This is a genomic window from Paenibacillus sp. DCT19 (assembly GCF_003268635.1).
Classification (GTDB): Bacteria; Bacillota; Bacilli; order Paenibacillales; family Paenibacillaceae; genus Paenibacillus.
This window is the reverse complement of record NZ_CP029639.1, coordinates 4701811-4718710: the sequence shown is the minus strand read 5'-3', so window position 1 is coordinate 4718710 and position 16900 is coordinate 4701811. Positions and strand designations below refer to the sequence as shown.

Annotated in this window: 13 protein-coding genes and 1 pseudogene; 12 read left to right on the top strand and 2 right to left on the bottom strand. The window is 45.7% G+C overall.

The window, feature by feature from the left end:
* Positions 1–250 precede the first annotated feature (250 nt).
* Positions 251–1240, top strand: a complete 990-nt coding sequence (locus DMB88_RS21625) for a serine/threonine protein kinase (protein WP_128103000.1) — start codon at positions 251–253, stop codon at positions 1238–1240.
* Positions 1241–1504: 264 nt separating this feature from the next.
* Here the strand turns inward: DMB88_RS21625 and DMB88_RS21620 are convergent, their stop codons facing one another.
* Positions 1505–3037 carry a VWA domain-containing protein gene (locus tag DMB88_RS21620; protein ID WP_128102999.1) on the bottom strand — a complete coding sequence of 511 codons (1533 nt, stop codon included), beginning with the start codon at positions 3035–3037 and terminating at the stop codon, positions 1505–1507.
* 59 nt (positions 3038–3096) lie between these two features.
* Complete coding sequence (locus DMB88_RS21615; protein ID WP_128102998.1) at positions 3097–3564, bottom strand: vWA domain-containing protein; 468 nt, start codon at positions 3562–3564, stop codon at positions 3097–3099.
* 577 nt (positions 3565–4141) lie between these two features.
* On the opposite strand from DMB88_RS21615, the gene DMB88_RS21610 reads away from it, so the two are divergent.
* The 11 genes and pseudogenes from DMB88_RS21610 (at position 4142) to DMB88_RS21560 (ending at position 16879) form a co-directional block, all read left to right on the top strand.
* On the top strand, positions 4142–6310 hold the full coding sequence (locus tag DMB88_RS21610; protein WP_128102997.1) for a transcriptional regulator: 2169 nt from the start codon (positions 4142–4144) through the stop codon (positions 6308–6310).
* Between the two features lie 186 nt (positions 6311–6496).
* Complete coding sequence (locus DMB88_RS21605; protein WP_128102996.1) at positions 6497–6922, top strand: membrane-associated protease 1; 426 nt, start codon at positions 6497–6499, stop codon at positions 6920–6922.
* A gap of 129 nt (positions 6923–7051) precedes the next feature.
* Positions 7052–7507, top strand: coding sequence for a J domain-containing protein (locus tag DMB88_RS21600; protein ID WP_128102995.1), 456 nt, complete (start codon positions 7052–7054; stop codon positions 7505–7507).
* Positions 7508–7556: 49 nt separating this feature from the next.
* Positions 7557–8102, top strand: a complete 546-nt coding sequence (locus DMB88_RS21595) for an FHA domain-containing protein (protein WP_251381137.1) — start codon at positions 7557–7559, stop codon at positions 8100–8102.
* Positions 8103–8145: 43 nt separating this feature from the next.
* Positions 8146–8678: pseudogene (locus DMB88_RS21590) on the top strand (FHA domain-containing protein).
* A complete protein-coding gene (locus DMB88_RS21585) occupies positions 8663–9544 on the top strand; it encodes a PP2C family protein-serine/threonine phosphatase (protein WP_254438290.1) in 882 nt (293 codons plus the stop codon). Before DMB88_RS21590 ends, DMB88_RS21585 begins: the two are co-directional and overlap by 16 nt.
* Before the next feature lie 40 nt (positions 9545–9584).
* Complete coding sequence (locus DMB88_RS21580) at positions 9585–11402, top strand: SpoIIE family protein phosphatase (RefSeq protein WP_164848756.1); 1818 nt, start codon at positions 9585–9587, stop codon at positions 11400–11402.
* On the top strand, positions 11402–12694 hold the full coding sequence (locus DMB88_RS21575; protein ID WP_128102993.1) for a normocyte-binding protein: 1293 nt from the start codon (positions 11402–11404) through the stop codon (positions 12692–12694). The genes DMB88_RS21580 and DMB88_RS21575 overlap by 1 nt, the downstream gene beginning before the upstream one ends.
* A gap of 7 nt (positions 12695–12701) precedes the next feature.
* On the top strand, positions 12702–13391 hold the full coding sequence (locus tag DMB88_RS21570; RefSeq protein ID WP_128102992.1) for an iron-dependent peroxidase: 690 nt from the start codon (positions 12702–12704) through the stop codon (positions 13389–13391).
* A gap of 31 nt (positions 13392–13422) precedes the next feature.
* The gene (locus DMB88_RS21565; protein WP_128102991.1) at positions 13423–16074 is read left to right on the top strand and encodes an acetate and sugar kinases/Hsc70/actin family protein; all 2652 of its coding nucleotides are present in this window, start codon (positions 13423–13425) and stop codon (positions 16072–16074) included.
* Positions 16075–16105: 31 nt separating this feature from the next.
* Positions 16106–16879, top strand: a complete 774-nt coding sequence (locus DMB88_RS21560; protein WP_128102990.1) for a DNA and RNA helicase — start codon at positions 16106–16108, stop codon at positions 16877–16879.
* The last annotated feature ends 21 nt before the right edge of the window (positions 16880–16900 follow it).

Sequence of the window (16900 nt, the reverse complement as noted above, 5' to 3'; positions counted from 1 at the left end):
GCTCCGTTCTGTCGATAACATAAATAGAAGAATGGAACAAATATGGGTACGAGTAAGGTGCGACTAAGTAATAGAATGAAGCAAGTATAGTATTAGGATAAAATAATTTTATTTTTTTCGCAGGAATATGATTCATATTGCATCATTTGGTTTATATATATGGTTGGCGATCCAATTGCTTGCTGACTGAACGAAATGATGCAACCTGCGGAAAGTTCCTCAGTAAGATAGGGGTGAGACGAAGGAAGTTATGAGAAAAGATAACTACAAAATGGCACTGCAACGCAATGTTATATTGAACGATACATATCAAGTAAGACAAGTCCTAGCTTGCAGCGAGCTGGCTATTGTATACATAGGAAGAGATCGGAATACAGGTGCCAAAGTGGCGATCAAAGAATTCTTCCCTCAAAGTCTGGCTTCACGTCAGTCTGACAAACGGAGTGTGTATTGTTCCTCACGAGGATACAGTGGACAATATCAAGAATTACTTGCTTCTTTTCTGATTGAAGGAGAGCTGCTATCTGGTCTGAATCATCCTCATATCATTCAATATGTGGATCATTTTGAAGCTAATGATACCGGCTATCTTGTGATGGAATACTGTACCGGGATCATGTTGAATGATTATTTGAAAGAACGTAATCATGCATTGGATGCTGCTTTTATCAAAGGCACGCTTCTTCCTATTGTTGATACCGTTGAACATATACATAAGCAAGGCATTCTGCATCGGGATCTGAAGCCTTCTAACATTATGGTGATGGAGGATGGTACGCCTAAATTACTAGACTTCGGTTCTGCGGTTCGCTGGCCGATGCCGTCTGGTGAGAAACCAGTCATTTTCACATCTGCTGGATATTCTCCGCTCGAATTTTATTCAGAGAAGTCCAGTCAAGGGCCGATGTCCGATATATATAGTCTAGCGGCACTGCTTCATTATTGGACATGTGGACAGCCACCGATGGATGTGAAGCAACGTCTATTCCAGGATGAACTCCCGTCAGTGCGTTCGCACAATGAATATGTGAATCCTTGGCTCGCTCATGTCATTCACTGGGGACTATCCGTTCGTTCTGAGAAGCGTTGTGCTTCTCTCAGGTGGGTAAGAAGATCATTGCAGATGCAGGCCTTGGTGTGGAAAGTCCGTAAACCGGGCACGGTGGAGTGGTCATTGGCTGAGAATGAACATACGCAGATCTACGAAGCAGAGTCGGGCAAACAGCATGAGACCGCCTGAACCAGATCGCGGGTATACGCTACTAGTAATACATATCGTATGCATACGAAAAAAACAGGTCAGATTAACCCCGGTGGGTTGTATCTAACCTGTTTTATTTATATGGTAGTCAAATTTATAGTACCGTTAGTTGCTTCAATCAAGATAAGTATCTGTGTATAACAATCCTCAATTTCTCGAACGTCCAAGTCCTTCCGCTACCTACGAATACCTTTAGTTGGTAAGTGAGTTACAATTCGTTCCCAACAGAACCCACCATATTCACTATGTCTGGTAAGGTTCTCTCCGTTGCCCAACTGAAATATTAGTACTCGGTTTAATAGGCTTGTAGCGAATTTCAATCTCGGTAATCCCATCCTCGAAGGTCACATACAACTTCTCATTATACTCCAGAGCCTCCGTATGGCGCCGTTTCACAGGTGTTCGACCTCGGACGACGGTGCAATTGGTATCATGCCGGATCAGCAATGTTTCTTTTTTGCCTGCTTCCAGCCAAATTCGACCAGCTTCAGGTACTCTTACACCAATATCCATTCGAGCAAAAAGCTCACTTAAGCTCACCTTTCGACTGTTCAGCGAAGTTAGAGGCCAATGGGTAACCGGAATATCTTCACCACTCGCGGTTGCAAGAAAATAACCCTCCAACCTTCCGCGAAACACAGGCTTAGGCTTCAACACAAACCAATACAAAGCAAAGATCCCACCTGCCGCAAGGATCCCCAAGCCAGTAAATAAGAAAATCTTTTCACGTAAAGAATGAATCCGCAATGGGATGTCGGTGGTCACACTCGCGCCTTCGGAATCCGTTGCTGTAATCTGAACGAACGAACTACCGGTGTGAAGAGAAGACAAGTGCAGCATATTTCCATTAATGCTCGCATTACCAAGTGTATTGGCATCCTGAGCTGCACCGAGTGTATAAGTTAAAGGGTCATTATTGGCATCGTCAAAATATGTATTTAGATCCAGATAAGCATCCCCGTCATCTTTGGACAAATCCATGGAAGTGCCCGTACTTACAGGGGCTTGGTTTGTAATATCTACTTCAACCGGCGTGATTTCTCGATAAAAGTCTGGACCGTCGATGCGGAGTCCCCACGTATATAGATCAGACTTCGGAAACGTATAATTCCCCGTAAACCCACTGCCTGTATTCGTTAGAGCTACGCGTTCACTCGTTCCTTCTGATGTGCTCACGATTAGCTCAGCTTCAAGACCTTTGTACACATTCAGATCCTGAATTGGCTTTGGCTCTGCAGCTTGATCGTATAATGCGGCATTAAACGTAATGCTCTGTCCCTTGACTGGCAGCTCCGTTGCCATATTTGCAGATGCAGACACGTTGTAATTGCCGAGCAGGTTAATCTTCACAAGATCTCCGCTACGTCCTTTGAATTTCAATTTGAACTGTCCTTTAACCGGACGAATGATCTTCATCAAAGCATATTTGTCTGAACGGATAAAGCTCACATTGCTGGATTGATAATAGAGTTGAGCCTCAGAGACCGCATGATCCGAGAGCATGATGATATTCGCATCCGCCATACTTGAATTCGGAATGTCTACTGTGACTTCTTGCATCGCCCCGGTTGCCGTAACAGCAGCTACAGACACGAGAACAGATTGAATCTGATCGGCAAAAATTCGATTGAAAATCTCGGGTAAGTCGTCTGCACTTCCGGTGATAAAGGAAGAACCACCTGTTTCTTTGGCAATTCGTTCAAGTTCAGCAGGATTTACAGTTCCATCTCGGTTAAGCCCAACAGTATAGATCGGATAACCGGCTTGTTGTGCCATTTGAATTACCTTGTCGACATCTTTGGAAGAATCGGCAGGTGTTCGATTGGTTGAACCCCTTAAGTCTGTCTCCCATCAGATAACAAAATCATAAATGGTTTACGTTGATCTGTCTTAGATTGTTCAAGCAAGCTGGCACCTCGGCGTAAACCGAGTCCAAGGTCTGTATAACCTGAACGTTTCAATCCATCCACACGGCTGCGAAGATTATTGCGAGCTCCGGAAGAGGAGATATCCATCAACGGTACAGATGACGTGATCTTGTCGTTATAGGCTACAAAGCCAAGCCGGGTCTTAGGTCCACTACTCATATCCATAAACATATGTATAACTTCTTCGGCAATGCGATCTTTGTCAGTCTCATTCATCGAGTAGCTAACATCTAGAACAAACATAGCATCTAGGCCTTCATAAGCCTGGGTCTTGACGGATGAATCTGCGTGCACGCTTCCTGTGTCCCAGTTGGGAAGTAAGATGCTCACCACCAATAGGGTAAGCCATGCTTTTTTGAATTTAATTAATATCATGTGAGGCTTCAAGTCTCCTTTCTGTTTGCACACAACTAGCTTATGTTTCTTGAAATAAATCTACAAAATCTAATTTTTTGCTACTTCCACACGTTTTAACGTCGTTATGCGTAGTTTTGCATTGTCAAAAGAAGTGCAACCTCGCATAGGTTATGTGTTTACACGCTCGAATAGGGGGAATACTCCATCGGTCTTAAATCCTTGAACAAGACCCAAATTATAGGATATTCTATATCATCGGTTCGACTTACAAGGAAATGAAGCGAATTCCAAAAATTAGTTCTATAGGTATATCGAAGGCTATAAAATGAGCTTTTAGACCTATAGTGGGGAATATTGACAAAACATGTCGCTGATGATTAAGATGAATTCCATAAATCTCCAAAGCAAACGGCATAAACTGGTACATAAGTTCCAGTTACATGTTGACAGCTCGTTCTATCGATCGTCTTCCTTCTGCCTAGTTTGATTCTTGAAGATCAAGACCAAAGGCCGAAAAGACGTGCGGAGTGTCAAAAATTGATGGAGGGGGAAAGCATTCGCCCGAATTAAGCCTGCTCGTGGGGATGCTGCCTGAATGGACATTATTAATCAAACGAACCGAACGATGCTTTTTGAAGAGATCAATCCCGAGAAGTTGGATCTCATCACAATCGTTGGTGACGTGAAGGGCATTGATAGCCTGAGCGATGACAAAATCAAAGAGATTAACGAGCACTTGCTTGTTCGCAGCTTTGATGAGTTTCTGGATAAGTTCTCACCGAGCGTATATTCATTTTTCAATGCGGTGAACCAGAAAGTCATGTATACGCTTAAAAAACCGGAAGGTATTCCGGATGAAGCCATCTCGGAGATCAAAATTGATCAGAGTAACGATTTTCTAAGAATGCTGTTTACCCTGATCGATACGAAGCGTAGCCAAGGCATTACCAACGTAGATTTCAAGTTTGAGAATCTGCTCGACATGATCTCCCCGAAGAAAGTGATGGATGACATCCGCCAAGTGCGGAAGGAAATTCACTACATGTACGGTCAGCACGAGAAGCTGGATGATGGAGACCCTAAGAAGCTAGATATCGGCGACAAATTGAATGTGATGTTCGAGGAAGCTAGCCGGAATTACAACAATGTCATGGCGATGCTGCCGCTTGCAATTGAAGATATCAAAACCCGTTTGTTATTGGGTCGTGCACAGGAAGAAACCTCTTCCGAAGCGATTCAAGTGGGTCAACTGACCATCGGTGAGAGCGGAGAATTGAAAATTATCGAAGCGCCTAAATCGGATAACAACGAGTTAATGTTATTGGATGAAGCGAGTAGTACAGATCTGACTCAGGTATTTGCCGAGGATTATAATTCATTGTCCGAGACACCTTCACCTTATGTTCAGGATCTGGTTGTTCGTACATTCTCCCCACTTCCTGCGGTACAGACCGATGTGGATACATCTGTGGAGGTACAGAACTACAATACATACCTGGAGTTTTACAAAAACGCCAAGGATGACTTTGTCAAAACAGTGAAGCCGTTGGTGGAGAAGATTTTGGGTGTCAAAATGTTCTTTGACCAATATGCAACGAAGAACAAAGGTATGGTGCCTTCCATGCTGATCTCCAACACGAAGCTGGATATGCTTGTGAAGAGCAGCAATATTCCACGCTTAGAGACGTATCTTAATACGGTTAACGCGAAAAATGACTTTTCGGATACGATCTGGTTCGGGATTGTACCTTCGGTTGAACTGGACAATACAAGCCAAGTTAAGGTCAGTCGTACTCGTTTCCGTGGTAATGACAAGGTGGTTAAGCAGGACGGGAATAGCATGGAATCCCTGACAATGCTTCTGCAAGTCGTGAAGGACTACAAAGTGCAGATCTTCTTCAGTTTTGAATCCGGGGAAGAGACGACGTTCAGCAGTATGGCTACCGCTGGCATTGATAAGTACATTGAGAAATGTTCTGTGTTAACGCGGAAGGAATATAGTGAGTTTGCGATTCCAAGTGCGCCGAATTTCACTATTATTCCGAAGGAGAAGTCAGGTGTAGTCATCGATAGCCGTATGCTTCAAACCGAGCATGGTGTTGAGCTTTCGAAGGAAAAAGAAGATATCCTGAGACTTTGGATCGAGGGTGTTTATGTAGGAGCATCTTATGTATCTGCTGGTATTGTGGCAGCTTATCAATGTCCAGAGTACCTGCGTGGAGCATTCAAAACGGTCAACCGCGATTATCCAGGGGTACGTTTTGATATCGAAGCTGGCGATAACAGTCTGCGTGTTGTTACGACGATGACCAAGGAAATTTCGGGTTTCACGAACACCATTAAGGATTCCATTAACCGGAAGAACTTTGGATTTATTTTCTCATCGGAAAATGCTCAGATTCAGGACAGTGATATCAAACGAATCACCGTGTATAAAGCTAGAAGCATGGCGATGTCCGAAGATGGATTTGACTCCTTGTATAAGACACTTGTTAGCACATACATTGAACGCTTGCTCCGTTTCCAAACCGGTGATTTCAAGCATGAAAATATCGTCAAATTCTTCAGCAACAATCCGAGCAGTCAGAAGAGCCGGTGGCTGGGAACTCGTGGATCGATCAATTCGATCATTCAAGAGGGTGATGACATGAGCTTTATCATCGATGAGAAGAGCAATATGTGCCATATTGACCTGGTCTTCAACGGCAACGTGAAGAACCTTGAGGTCATGATTACCAAAGGCACGAGTGCAATGAAAGTCTAGCTAGTTTAAGTATATATAAGTTTTAACAGTGTATATAGTTCTTTAAACAACGTATTGAAAACATTAATTTGGTGTTAGAGGCTGCCTTTACCGGCTTGCCTTTATACATATATTCCGTTGTCTTTCCTCAGATTTTGTAGTAGGATAGCGGGCACATTTTTCCTAATCTTAAGGAGGTTTTTATTAATGGGTTTTGTATTGAAAGTAGAAGGCGCAGAAACAATCGAATTGGGAATGGATAATATCCGTACAGTCGCGTACGACACAGATACGCCGGATGATTCCAATGCACGTTCCACAGATGTGGGCGCAACACTGCGCATCAGCGGCAAAATCATTACAGCAACGGATGGCGACAATGCAGATGACACGATGAAGTTGGCGCTGTGGTCCCTCGTTCCTGCTGAAAAAGCAGATTGCTATCGCAAAGTAACGTTGGAAGTTGTTGCAGCTGACCAAGTGGTACGCAAAATTTACATGCCTAACGCGTTTGTAGTGGATTACACAGAGCGTTTCGGAGATACCGAAGGTGTGGGCGAATTCAGCTTGTTCATCAAACAGAAAAAAGACAAAACTGAATTCACGAAAATTGAAGGTGGCTTCCCGGTTTAATAGGAAACGTCTGATGTCCCATACGAATGCTACTGGCACTTACATGGGACAAGCATCATAAGTTAAGGGGCCCTGTGCCCCTTAATCTTTATTTTGTACTGATAGCAGTAAGGAGGGAGGAATATTCGAATGAGTGATTTTTATGCTGTTCTTGGGGTGAGTCGAGACGCTTCGCCTGAACAGATTAAGAAATCTTATCGCCAATTAGCCAAAAAGTATCATCCTGACGTGAATGGTGGCGATGCTCAGGCCGAAGCGCGCTTTAAGCAGGTTCATGAGGCTTACAGCACACTTGGCAATCCAGAGCTTAAGGCTGCGTATGACCAACAACCTCGATCTGGAGGAGGTAGTAGCTCCAAGGGAACAGGCTCCAATCATGCAACAAGGGAAAACCATTCAGCTTCCGGAGGAAATCCGGTAACTGGCTGGTCAGATCCTTCGCGAATGCATGAGCAATTTGAACAGTTTTTTGGGATTCGACCAAAGGGGAAAGAAAGTCCGAACAGTGGGAATAAAGCCGATTCTCATAAGGGAATGGATATGTCCGCCATGTTTGACCGTTATTTCGGAGTTCGAAAAAAGTAGGATGCTAGCAATTTATAAGTGATTCTGGCTCAGGCGGAGGTTATGAAACGTGAGACAAGGAAGGTCGGTATTGACGATAGGGCTTGATGCATGTGTCGCCATCATTTCGTTAACCGTGCTCTATTACATATTTTTTGTGAACCGGGATATGGGTGCCCAGTGGATTACTGGAAGTATCGTGATTCTCTCGGGAGGGGCTTATCTATTTTTTAAATATATGCCTGCTACCAAGGCGGAAAAGAAGAAACTATCCTCACGCGTTGTAAAACTTGTACTGCTCGATGATGACGGAACAAGTGTGAAGGAATGGTATATCCAGGGTGAGACCAGTGTGCTTATAGGTAAAAGTTCGAAACATAGTGAGGCAGACATCGATCTGTCAGATACACCTTATGCATCTCTAATCAGCCAACAGCATGCCGTGCTTAACAAAGCATCAGGCCAATGGTTTATCGAGGATATCGATTCAGCCAGTGGTGTAGGTGTGCGTAAGGGCAATCAGAGCCGAGCATCCAAATTGGAAATCGAGGAACCCAGTCTAATTGAGGCGGGGGATTTAATTTATATTGCCAATACCCGAATTTTGGTGAAATGACGTTGGCGTACCATCATACAAGCTTACGGGGGAATGAAACGAAATGAGTCTGACAAGATGCGGAAACGGACATATGTTCAGCACGAGACGGCACGGAAATACGTGTCCATATTGCAATCTAGCAGTGGAATCACCAGCTTCAAGTAGTAGTGATGGGGCGGGGGCAATCCCGCGGGCACCTCGTACGTCTGAGGAAGACAAAACCATGCCGTATCTGGGAGAAACGACGGGGATTGAACCAGTCACAGGCTGGCTCGTGTGCATTGAAGGTGCACAGATGGGTCAGGATTATCGGATTATGGCGGAGAAGAACTTTATTGGACGTTCAGAAGAGATGCATGTTCGCATCCTCGGGATAACACCATTTCCCGGCGGAATCATGCAGTGATTGTGTATGATCCCAAAAAGAGAAATTTCTACTTGCTGCCTGGCGATGCCTCTGGCCTTGCGTATCACAACAATGAAGCGGTCTATTCTCCGGTGGAACTGGCTGCATACGATGTCATTCAATTAGGTCGAAGCAAATTCATCTTCATTCCATTGTGCGGTGTGCACTTTGAATGGGAGCAGCAGTGAGTACGTTCATGATTCTCTGGAACGACAAGGAGCTGACCCCTTATTGGGTGATCTTAGCAGGCTGTCTGTCCATTGGATTACTATTATTCGTCCGAAGCCGGATTCCGGTAAGGCAGCGTGACGATAGACCCGTTGGAGTTCAGATTGGGAATGGACAGACGATTGGCGCCCGAAGTGAGCAAGATGATTATTTTGCCTGTGCTGTAGAGCCCTATGGCGTGCTTGCGGTACTTGCTGATGGAATTAGTGGATTATCGGGTGGAAAGGTTGCGAGTACGACAGCCGTTGAAACCTTCATCCGTGAGTTTGAGGCACTGGATCGATTCCCAGATCCGGACGAGTTCTGGAGTGAGTCTGCGCATTTAGCGAATCAAGCTATTCTCCGTAATCTGCTTGGTGTTCCAGGGGGCACAACGTTAGTTTCAGTCATGATTCGGGGGAGAAATCTCTATTGGGGAGCCGTTGGAGATAGTGTTTTATCTGTATTTCGCCAAGGTGAACTTATTCCGATCAATCACAAACATACGTTGGAAAGTCAGCTAGAAGAACAATACATGTCTGGACAGATATCGGAGCAGGAGGCACTGGATAACCCGCAGCGCAAAAGGCTGGTCAACTATTTGGGATACGACCATTTTAAGCAAATGGAAATCGCGGACGAGCCGTTTGCGTTGCATCCGGCGGACAAGATTGTGTTATGCAGTGATGGTGTATATAACTCGCTCACGGAGATGGAACTGGAAACCATATTGGCGCAAAGTATTCCGCCATTTGATGCTGCACAGGCCATTATTGATCTAATTGAAGAAAAACAGCTCGTGCATCAGGATAATGCCACGATTATCATTTTGGAGCAAGGATGGTAACGGATAAGGCAGCGCACAGGGACGGGAAATGGGGAGACGGATGAGGAAGGAGAACAGTGAATTTAATACAGCATTTGTCTCGGAAGCGGGATCTTTCCTGAAAAATCGAGATTTCTACGGTTGTGTAGAACTGGAGGATTGGGCTTGTTATGTCATAGCAGATGGACTGGACACCGACACAGAGGTGAACAGTGCACAGATCACGGTGCAGACCATTCTTGAATCCTTTCTAGACAAACCGACGATGTCGAAACGCAGACTCACCGAATATATCAAGATCGCCCATGAATGGTTGCAGTATGAGAGCCGCCGGGTCAGACTCAAAGCGGGATTCGTCATTGTGGTCACAGATTATACACGTATGGTCTGGGCATCGGCTGGACATACCCGGTTGTATCATTTTCGAGGCAATCGTATTGCTCTGAAAAGCAAGGATCATAGTGTAGCTGCAAGACTTGCTGTGGAAGGACAGATTGCAGAGGATCGTGTTGACCAACATGATGAACGCGGCAATCTGAATGAATATGCGGGCAAGCCCGGTATGATTAAGCCTTATGTATCCGACAAAATCAAGCTTGCCGACGGAGATGTGCTTGTACTCTGTACGCCTGGTCTGTGGGAAGGTGTACAGGATGCCGAGATGATTGATGCCGTGGAGGGAGCCAATGATCCACAGACGCTAGCGGATACACTTGAAGAAGTGATGCTGAGCAAGCAGCGTGCGCGAATTGAAAATTACAGTGCGGCTGCTATTTATGTGAACAAAATCTTTCACGAAGAGCCTAAGAATCGGAAGAAGTGGATTAAGCGGATTGCGATTATGTTAATCATGCTTCTCATTTTTGGTGGGGCGGGAATTTTCTATGCGGTAAAAAGTGCAGCCAAGAAGGCTGAGCTAGTTGTAGATATGCTGCAATACGAGCAGAATGCTGACCAGTATGTGAAGGAACAGGAGTACGCTAAGGCGGTCTCGGATTACAGTCTAGCACGCAACAATTCTATTAAGGTCAAGGACCCGATACATAAGAAGCTATTTACTGAAAAAATGGCTGCTGCTCAAACGCTCGTCGATGGAGACGCTCATCTGAAGGAAGGCGATATTACAAAGGCAACGGCTAGCTATACGAAGGCACTCGAATTGACGGAGTCATACAGCATGTTCAATCGAGAAGTTATTTCAGAGCGACTGGAGCAAATGACGACCTTCCAACAAGTGCAGGATTGGATCACCGAAGGGGATCTGAAGCTTCAGAACGGGGACTATAGTGGGGCTATTATTTTGTATAAACGAGCTCGAACAGCCGCAACGGAGACAGCCTATAAGGATGCCTTGAAGGAAATCGCCACCAAACTGGAGACGGCAGAGACGAAACGTGCAGATATCAAACGCCAGTCGCGCCAGCTTCAAGCAGATACGTTGGAACAGAAGGGTGATCGATTCAATGAAGCGGGCGATTATGCGGGTGCGCTAACAGCCTACGAGAAAGCACAGGAAATATATCAGGAGATTGATATGCTGGAACGTGTGCTGGCGATGGAACGCAAAATTAACAAGCTGGACGAAAAGCTCAATCCACCTGTACCCGCGGCTGACCTAAATACGGATACCGCGGGATTCGGATCAGCGGATATGTCAGGGATGAACACAGATCTGTCGAGCAGCACAGGCGGGATGAACACGAATAATTCGGTGGGAAGCAGTTCTTCCAATACATCCAACACATCCAACACATCCAACAATACTACCAATGGTGACACGAATTCATCCGTAGGAACTGGAGCTACGAATGCGGTTAGCAATAATACAACTGAAATAGAGTCTGAAGAGCAGCCATCAACGGAAGGAGGAGATTCATAATGAAAGACATTATCCGTGACCGCCTCAATAAGATGGAGGATCTTGAACAACGCAGCATGCTAAAGAACCTCATGACTGGCGTTTTTCTGAATTTGGTGGAATATCAGGAGACGCTGAATAAGCAGATTGAGCAGCGTGTGTTCGATGAGGTTCTCCCACAAGAGGAACGTCATGATGTATATGTCACGTTATGTGCACATGAAGATTTAGATCCGATTCATGAATTCTTATATCCGATTCTTCCCGAGGATGCTGTTCCTCAGAAGGTATATTTGAGCGAAGCATCAGAAGCTTTGTCACGCAAGGAAGAGATGAAGTTATTTACATGTTATATGGAGTGCGGACATCGTGAGCTGCAATCTCTGTTACATAGTAATCGCACATTTCGCGGGGAAATTGTAACGAGTGAGGGTAGACATGCTATAACCGTTCGATTGAAACCAAGCACCGCATATATCTCCAAAGTTGAAGAGTTGTACCGAGTATTTCGTAAAAACAGCCTTCCTTGGAAGTCAGTTAATGCACCCTACATATTCAAATTCGTTGATTGTGTTCTGGTCAGTTCGGATGACGGTGACGAATGGGACAAACAACAAACCGTCAAGGAACTCTCTATCCATCTAGAAGAATTTGAGTCCTACAAACGAACGAATATGATTCCACTGTGGAACATTCAGAAGCTTGACATGAAAACAGGAGGCTTCCCTGTACCAGCATCGGATCGAATTAATTATGAGCATGTATTACCACTCCGCAAAACAGGAACAGAGCACGGATATCTGGTTGATGGAGAAGAATCGCACATCCGATATATTAAAAGATCAGAAGAGGAGATTACCATCGTATCTCCACTAGAAAAGTCAGATTCTTGGACGGTGCTTAAGGTAGCGGTGCCTGTTCCTACCCGCATTAGCAGGATGGACTACCCGCTATTTTCCAATAACAAACGGGAAGGTTTTGCTGGTAAGTATGCGCGTCAGGAGGGACGATCTGTTCGATCCAAAGGCGAGATTGCCCGCATGATTCATGCTTTTCAGTCTGCAGAAGGATTGGAACTAGAGGATGTGCAGGTTGTCGCACCTGGTTCGGGACTTGGGATAACGTATCCACTCAATGAATTTGTCAGTGATCATGTTCGTGTTGAGGCGGATAAACATCGAATGATTTTGAGGTTCAGCAAACAAGGAATTCAGCCGGAGATGGCTATTTTCTTAGATGATTTGCTGAGCTTTCTAGTATCGGAAGTCCAGCTTGCCTTCCCGGAATACTGTTGTGAAGGGGAATGGGTGTGAGTATGGCATGAACTATATATGGGATCTCGTCATTCGAGCGAAGCGAAGTGGAGCTGATCTGCGCGATATATCTTTTGTGCCTGCACGCGTGTACTCGCCTTACATGGAGCTTAGTCATACCAATCTAAATGCTTCAGGGGTAGAACGGACGATCGAAGTGAATCCGTATTATCGCTTTTTTGATATATTCCGAGATTTGTTTGATATCAACAATGAAGAACAGGTGGAATTACGGGAAGCGTTATTTGATCTGGTCATTCATTTTCTGGCGAATATGGATCTGATGCAGGGGATGAACAAGCGGGAGTACTACATTCGTTTCATTCTGAATGATATGCATTCGGGTGTATACGGGGAGCGAATTAAGCGGCGATTGGAGCTGTTTGGCCCGGAGGAGCAGGAAGTGATCGCTTGTAATATGCTCCGCTTGTACGATACAGGCGAGGCTGTACATCTTCTACGAGATACACTTGTTCGGATGTTTCCCCGCTCCACTCTATATGCCAATTGTGAGGAGAAGGACGAATTGCTCTTATATATTGGACAGGCGGAACGCACAGAGGCGAAGGAGAAGTTGGAGCTGATTCTAGAATTATTTTTGCCGGTTCGCTTCGATACGGAAATCTATTGGGGTCATCATTTTGGCATATTGGATGTGGACTATACGATGATACAGGACGGTATTGCGCTATATTAGCAGCGGTAACAGTTGTAAGGAGGAAACATAGATGAACGGTTATTCATACCGATTGTATCCTGACGCCACCGGCAGGGAGCGAGCCAGAGGCACGATGCGTTATACGCGTGAAGAACTAATGGATATGACGACATTCCAATTGCGGAACATTTGTTACAAAGAGCGTTTAGTTGAGGGATTGGGGCCCAGAACGGAGCGCGAAGAGTTGATTCGAATCATTCTGAAATTTCTGGGGGCTGACGATGTATTGTGGATCGATCAGTCGTATGATGGTGGATTTGAGCGCATCCAAAAGGCAATATCCCGTCATATGACAGCTCCTATGAGCAGTGATGGAGGAATCAGTGTTCCCGCAAGGCTTATTCTGTACGAAGGTTTGAAGGTGGACAAGCTGGATCAATACGTCGTCACCGCACCCGGAGGGTTAACGGAGTCTAATGTGCTGTTGGTCAATGAGAGCATGGAGCTGTGTGGCATCTTCAACCTCGTTAAGGATGACACTGTAGCTGGTACTTTTTATCTGACGGCAGGCAGTGGATCGACTTGGAAGCGTTCGGGAAACAGACAGTACAGTCTTCTCTTTTTCCGTAAACGCGATTCGGAATATTTGTACCAGACGTATTACTCCAACCGCCCTCTTCCTCCGGTTCATATTCAATATACTCAGATTCCACTGGCTGATCTGGATATTCGGGAGCTTGAGCCAACAGAAGCTGTGCTTGCGATAGATTTTGGCACCTCCAATACGACGGCAGGCGCCTTTTTGCATAACGGTTATATTCAAGCACCCAGCAGTCAGGATCTGTTGAATGGACGGGTTCGAATGGATGCCATTAACTATGTTGCATTTCCTGATCCTACTTACAAAGACACCGACTGGATTGAAGTGTTACCTACGGCCATTGGTGTAGCAGATTGCTCCGATCCGGCAAATATTCGTTACGAATTCGGCTATGAGGCATTGCGAAGCATGCGTCGCGGAGGATACAGCAGCCGAGCCAGTGTGTTCCGGAGTATGAAGCGCTGGGTGAACAATTATACCAAGCTAGAAGAAATCGTCGATGTTCATGGAAATGCAGCTAACGTTTCTCGGATGGATCTGCTACGCGCGTACATGAGCTATATTATTCGAACCGCAGAGCATCAATTCAAGTGCAAGTTCCGCCATGTGCATTTTACGAGTCCGGTGAAGATGAAAACACAGTTTTTGCAGATGTTCGGGGAGATGCTTCCCGACTATCAGATTGAACAGACTTATGCGCTGGATGAGGGGATGGCTGTTCTCTATAACACGCTTGCGGATGGTATGGAACGCGGTGTGTTCATGGAAGGGCAGATGTATCATGCACTCGTGATTGATTGCGGCGGTGGAACGACCGACTTGTCATCCTGCGCATTTACGATGGAAGACGGACATATGGCGTATAAGCTGGACATCCATACCACGTACGAAAATGGGGATACCAACTTCGGGGGTCACAACATTACATATCGCATCATGCAGTTCATGAAAATTGTATTCGCCGATTATTACAGTGGCCGCCGCCAAGTAACGGATATTGATCATTTAATTGAAGCACCTGGTGCAGATGTATTTCGCCAAGTGGACGAAGAAGGCGTGAAGTCCGTGTATCAGAAGCTGGAGCAGCGTTACGAGGAGGCCGAACAGATCATACCTACTGCTTTTGCACGTAGGGAGAACCGTTCACGGGATGAATACTTGCGGGTAAGAGGCAACTTTTATTTTCTGTGGGAGATCGCCGAAGAGATGAAGCAGCAATTTTTCCGCAAAACAGGTATCCTACGCAATCGATTCCATTCCGAGATGGAAGATGATCGAGATAGTGATCTACAGATCACGACCATGGAACGATGGTTTCTGTCCGTGGAACGTGGCGGGGAACTGAAGGACGAGTATGAGTTTCCTGATGTTGTGTTCAACATCAAAGAGATTACTCAACTGATTAAAGCAGATATCTATGAGGTAGTCCGGAAGTTTCTGGATGACTTCTATCGGCAAGGAAAGATGAGTCAATACTCCATTATCAAGCTGACAGGCCAATCCTGCCGCATTGATGTATTTCGGGAAGCGTTGAAGGAGTTTGTTCCAGGCAGGAGCATCGAGTTTCGGCAAAAACCTGCGGAAGGACGTGTACCAGATCTCAAACTTGCCTGTCTCCGAGGAGCGATCCGTTATCTGAGTGCCCGCAAAACAGGTGCTGTTCAGGCAGAGATTACACATGATGCGGCTGTTATCCCGTATACCGTGAGTGCATACACCCACAATGGACGTGAAAAAGTGTTGATCAGTAGTCTGGATCGCAGTGACGGAATCCCCGGAAGCATATCTCGCCCGTTCGAGACAGCAGAAGTGGAATTATATCTGAGCGGAAACGATGGTCAACTGAGACAGAAATTTGTGTATTCCAATCGTCAGGATGCATATAAAGAGGTTCTGTACGAAGATATCCGTGCGCAATATGGAGACAAAATTCCGCAGGATGATACGGACTCCATCGTGAACGGAGAGACGAAGTTTTTTGTTTACCCGGATGATCGTCATTGGGGCTTCCACGTACTTCCTGTAGCTCGTAGAAATGAACGATTGTATCTTGGTTCGCAGAAGCTGCTCCCATTCGAGACGGATTTGTCCGAGTTGGATTTTTTTGACGGAATGAAATGAACATCGTCAGCAGAAAGGAGGGGAAACGTTCATGTTCACGTATTCCTATCCCCATTTTCATAAAGGCAGAATTCTCAAGACATCAATGCTGGAGGAACTACGGGACTATCCCCGAGACTACATGGAGTTGTACTACCGTAGTTACGCGGATGGTATCCTTGCAGGCGCAGAGGTGGAGGTATACCCGGACAAGCTGGTGGTTACTCCGGGAATGGTGCTGCACAAGGGAAGATTGTATATGTTAACCGAGTCTGCTGAGCTGGAATATCAGGCTACGGGCAGGGTGAATGTGCTGAAACTTCGATTTACCGAGGATGAGAAGCTAAGTGACATGACAGCCAGTCATGCAGAACTTCGGCTGGATGAGGAGGCTACCTGTGATTCCAGTGAAATGGAGCTCGCGCGGTTCAAGCTGAAGGAAGGCGCCAGACTCAGGCGGGATTATCAGACCTTTGCCGATCTAGCAACAGAGTTCAACACGCTTCATGTTATTCATGTCGCATATGCTGCGGAAGGAGTTAGCACATTATCCCCTCTCGTTATGAAAGATTATGCAGAGAGACTACTTCGCACAGGAACCTCTGATCCCCAGGATCTGATCTTTGCCATGATGTGCCTGAACGAAGGCACAATTGCAAGAAGCGTCATCCTGCATCATATTGCGAATCGGTTGGGTCTCGAGTACCGGGAGTATGACAACGCACAGATTCATCGATATCTAGACCGCATATTGGCGAATGCTGGCCGCGGATCCGGTCGCTCAGGTATGCCGGTGGGCGGGCCACATCGGATGATTGTGGATTGAATTTGGAACAGCAAGGGAGGA

Excerpts from the sequence above, each read along its gene's own strand:
- DMB88_RS21625 (WP_128103000.1), top strand. The coding sequence starts at position 251 with ATGAGAAAAGATAACTACAAAATGGCACTGCAACGCAATGTTATATTG.
- DMB88_RS21620 (WP_128102999.1), bottom strand. The coding sequence starts at position 3,037 with ATGGCACAACAAGCCGGTTATCCGATCTATACTGTTGGGCTTAACCGA.
- DMB88_RS21615 (WP_128102998.1), bottom strand. The coding sequence starts at position 3,564 with ATGATATTAATTAAATTCAAAAAAGCATGGCTTACCCTATTGGTGGTG.
- DMB88_RS21610 (WP_128102997.1), top strand. The coding sequence starts at position 4,142 with ATGGACATTATTAATCAAACGAACCGAACGATGCTTTTTGAAGAGATC.
- DMB88_RS21605 (WP_128102996.1), top strand. The coding sequence starts at position 6,497 with ATGGGTTTTGTATTGAAAGTAGAAGGCGCAGAAACAATCGAATTGGGA.
- DMB88_RS21600 (WP_128102995.1), top strand. The coding sequence starts at position 7,052 with ATGAGTGATTTTTATGCTGTTCTTGGGGTGAGTCGAGACGCTTCGCCT.
- DMB88_RS21585 (WP_254438290.1), top strand. The coding sequence starts at position 8,663 with ATGGGAGCAGCAGTGAGTACGTTCATGATTCTCTGGAACGACAAGGAG.
- DMB88_RS21580 (WP_164848756.1), top strand. The coding sequence starts at position 9,585 with ATGAGGAAGGAGAACAGTGAATTTAATACAGCATTTGTCTCGGAAGCG.
- DMB88_RS21575 (WP_128102993.1), top strand. The coding sequence starts at position 11,402 with ATGAAAGACATTATCCGTGACCGCCTCAATAAGATGGAGGATCTTGAA.
- DMB88_RS21570 (WP_128102992.1), top strand. The coding sequence starts at position 12,702 with ATGAACTATATATGGGATCTCGTCATTCGAGCGAAGCGAAGTGGAGCT.
- DMB88_RS21565 (WP_128102991.1), top strand. The coding sequence starts at position 13,423 with ATGAACGGTTATTCATACCGATTGTATCCTGACGCCACCGGCAGGGAG.
- DMB88_RS21560 (WP_128102990.1), top strand. The coding sequence starts at position 16,106 with ATGTTCACGTATTCCTATCCCCATTTTCATAAAGGCAGAATTCTCAAG.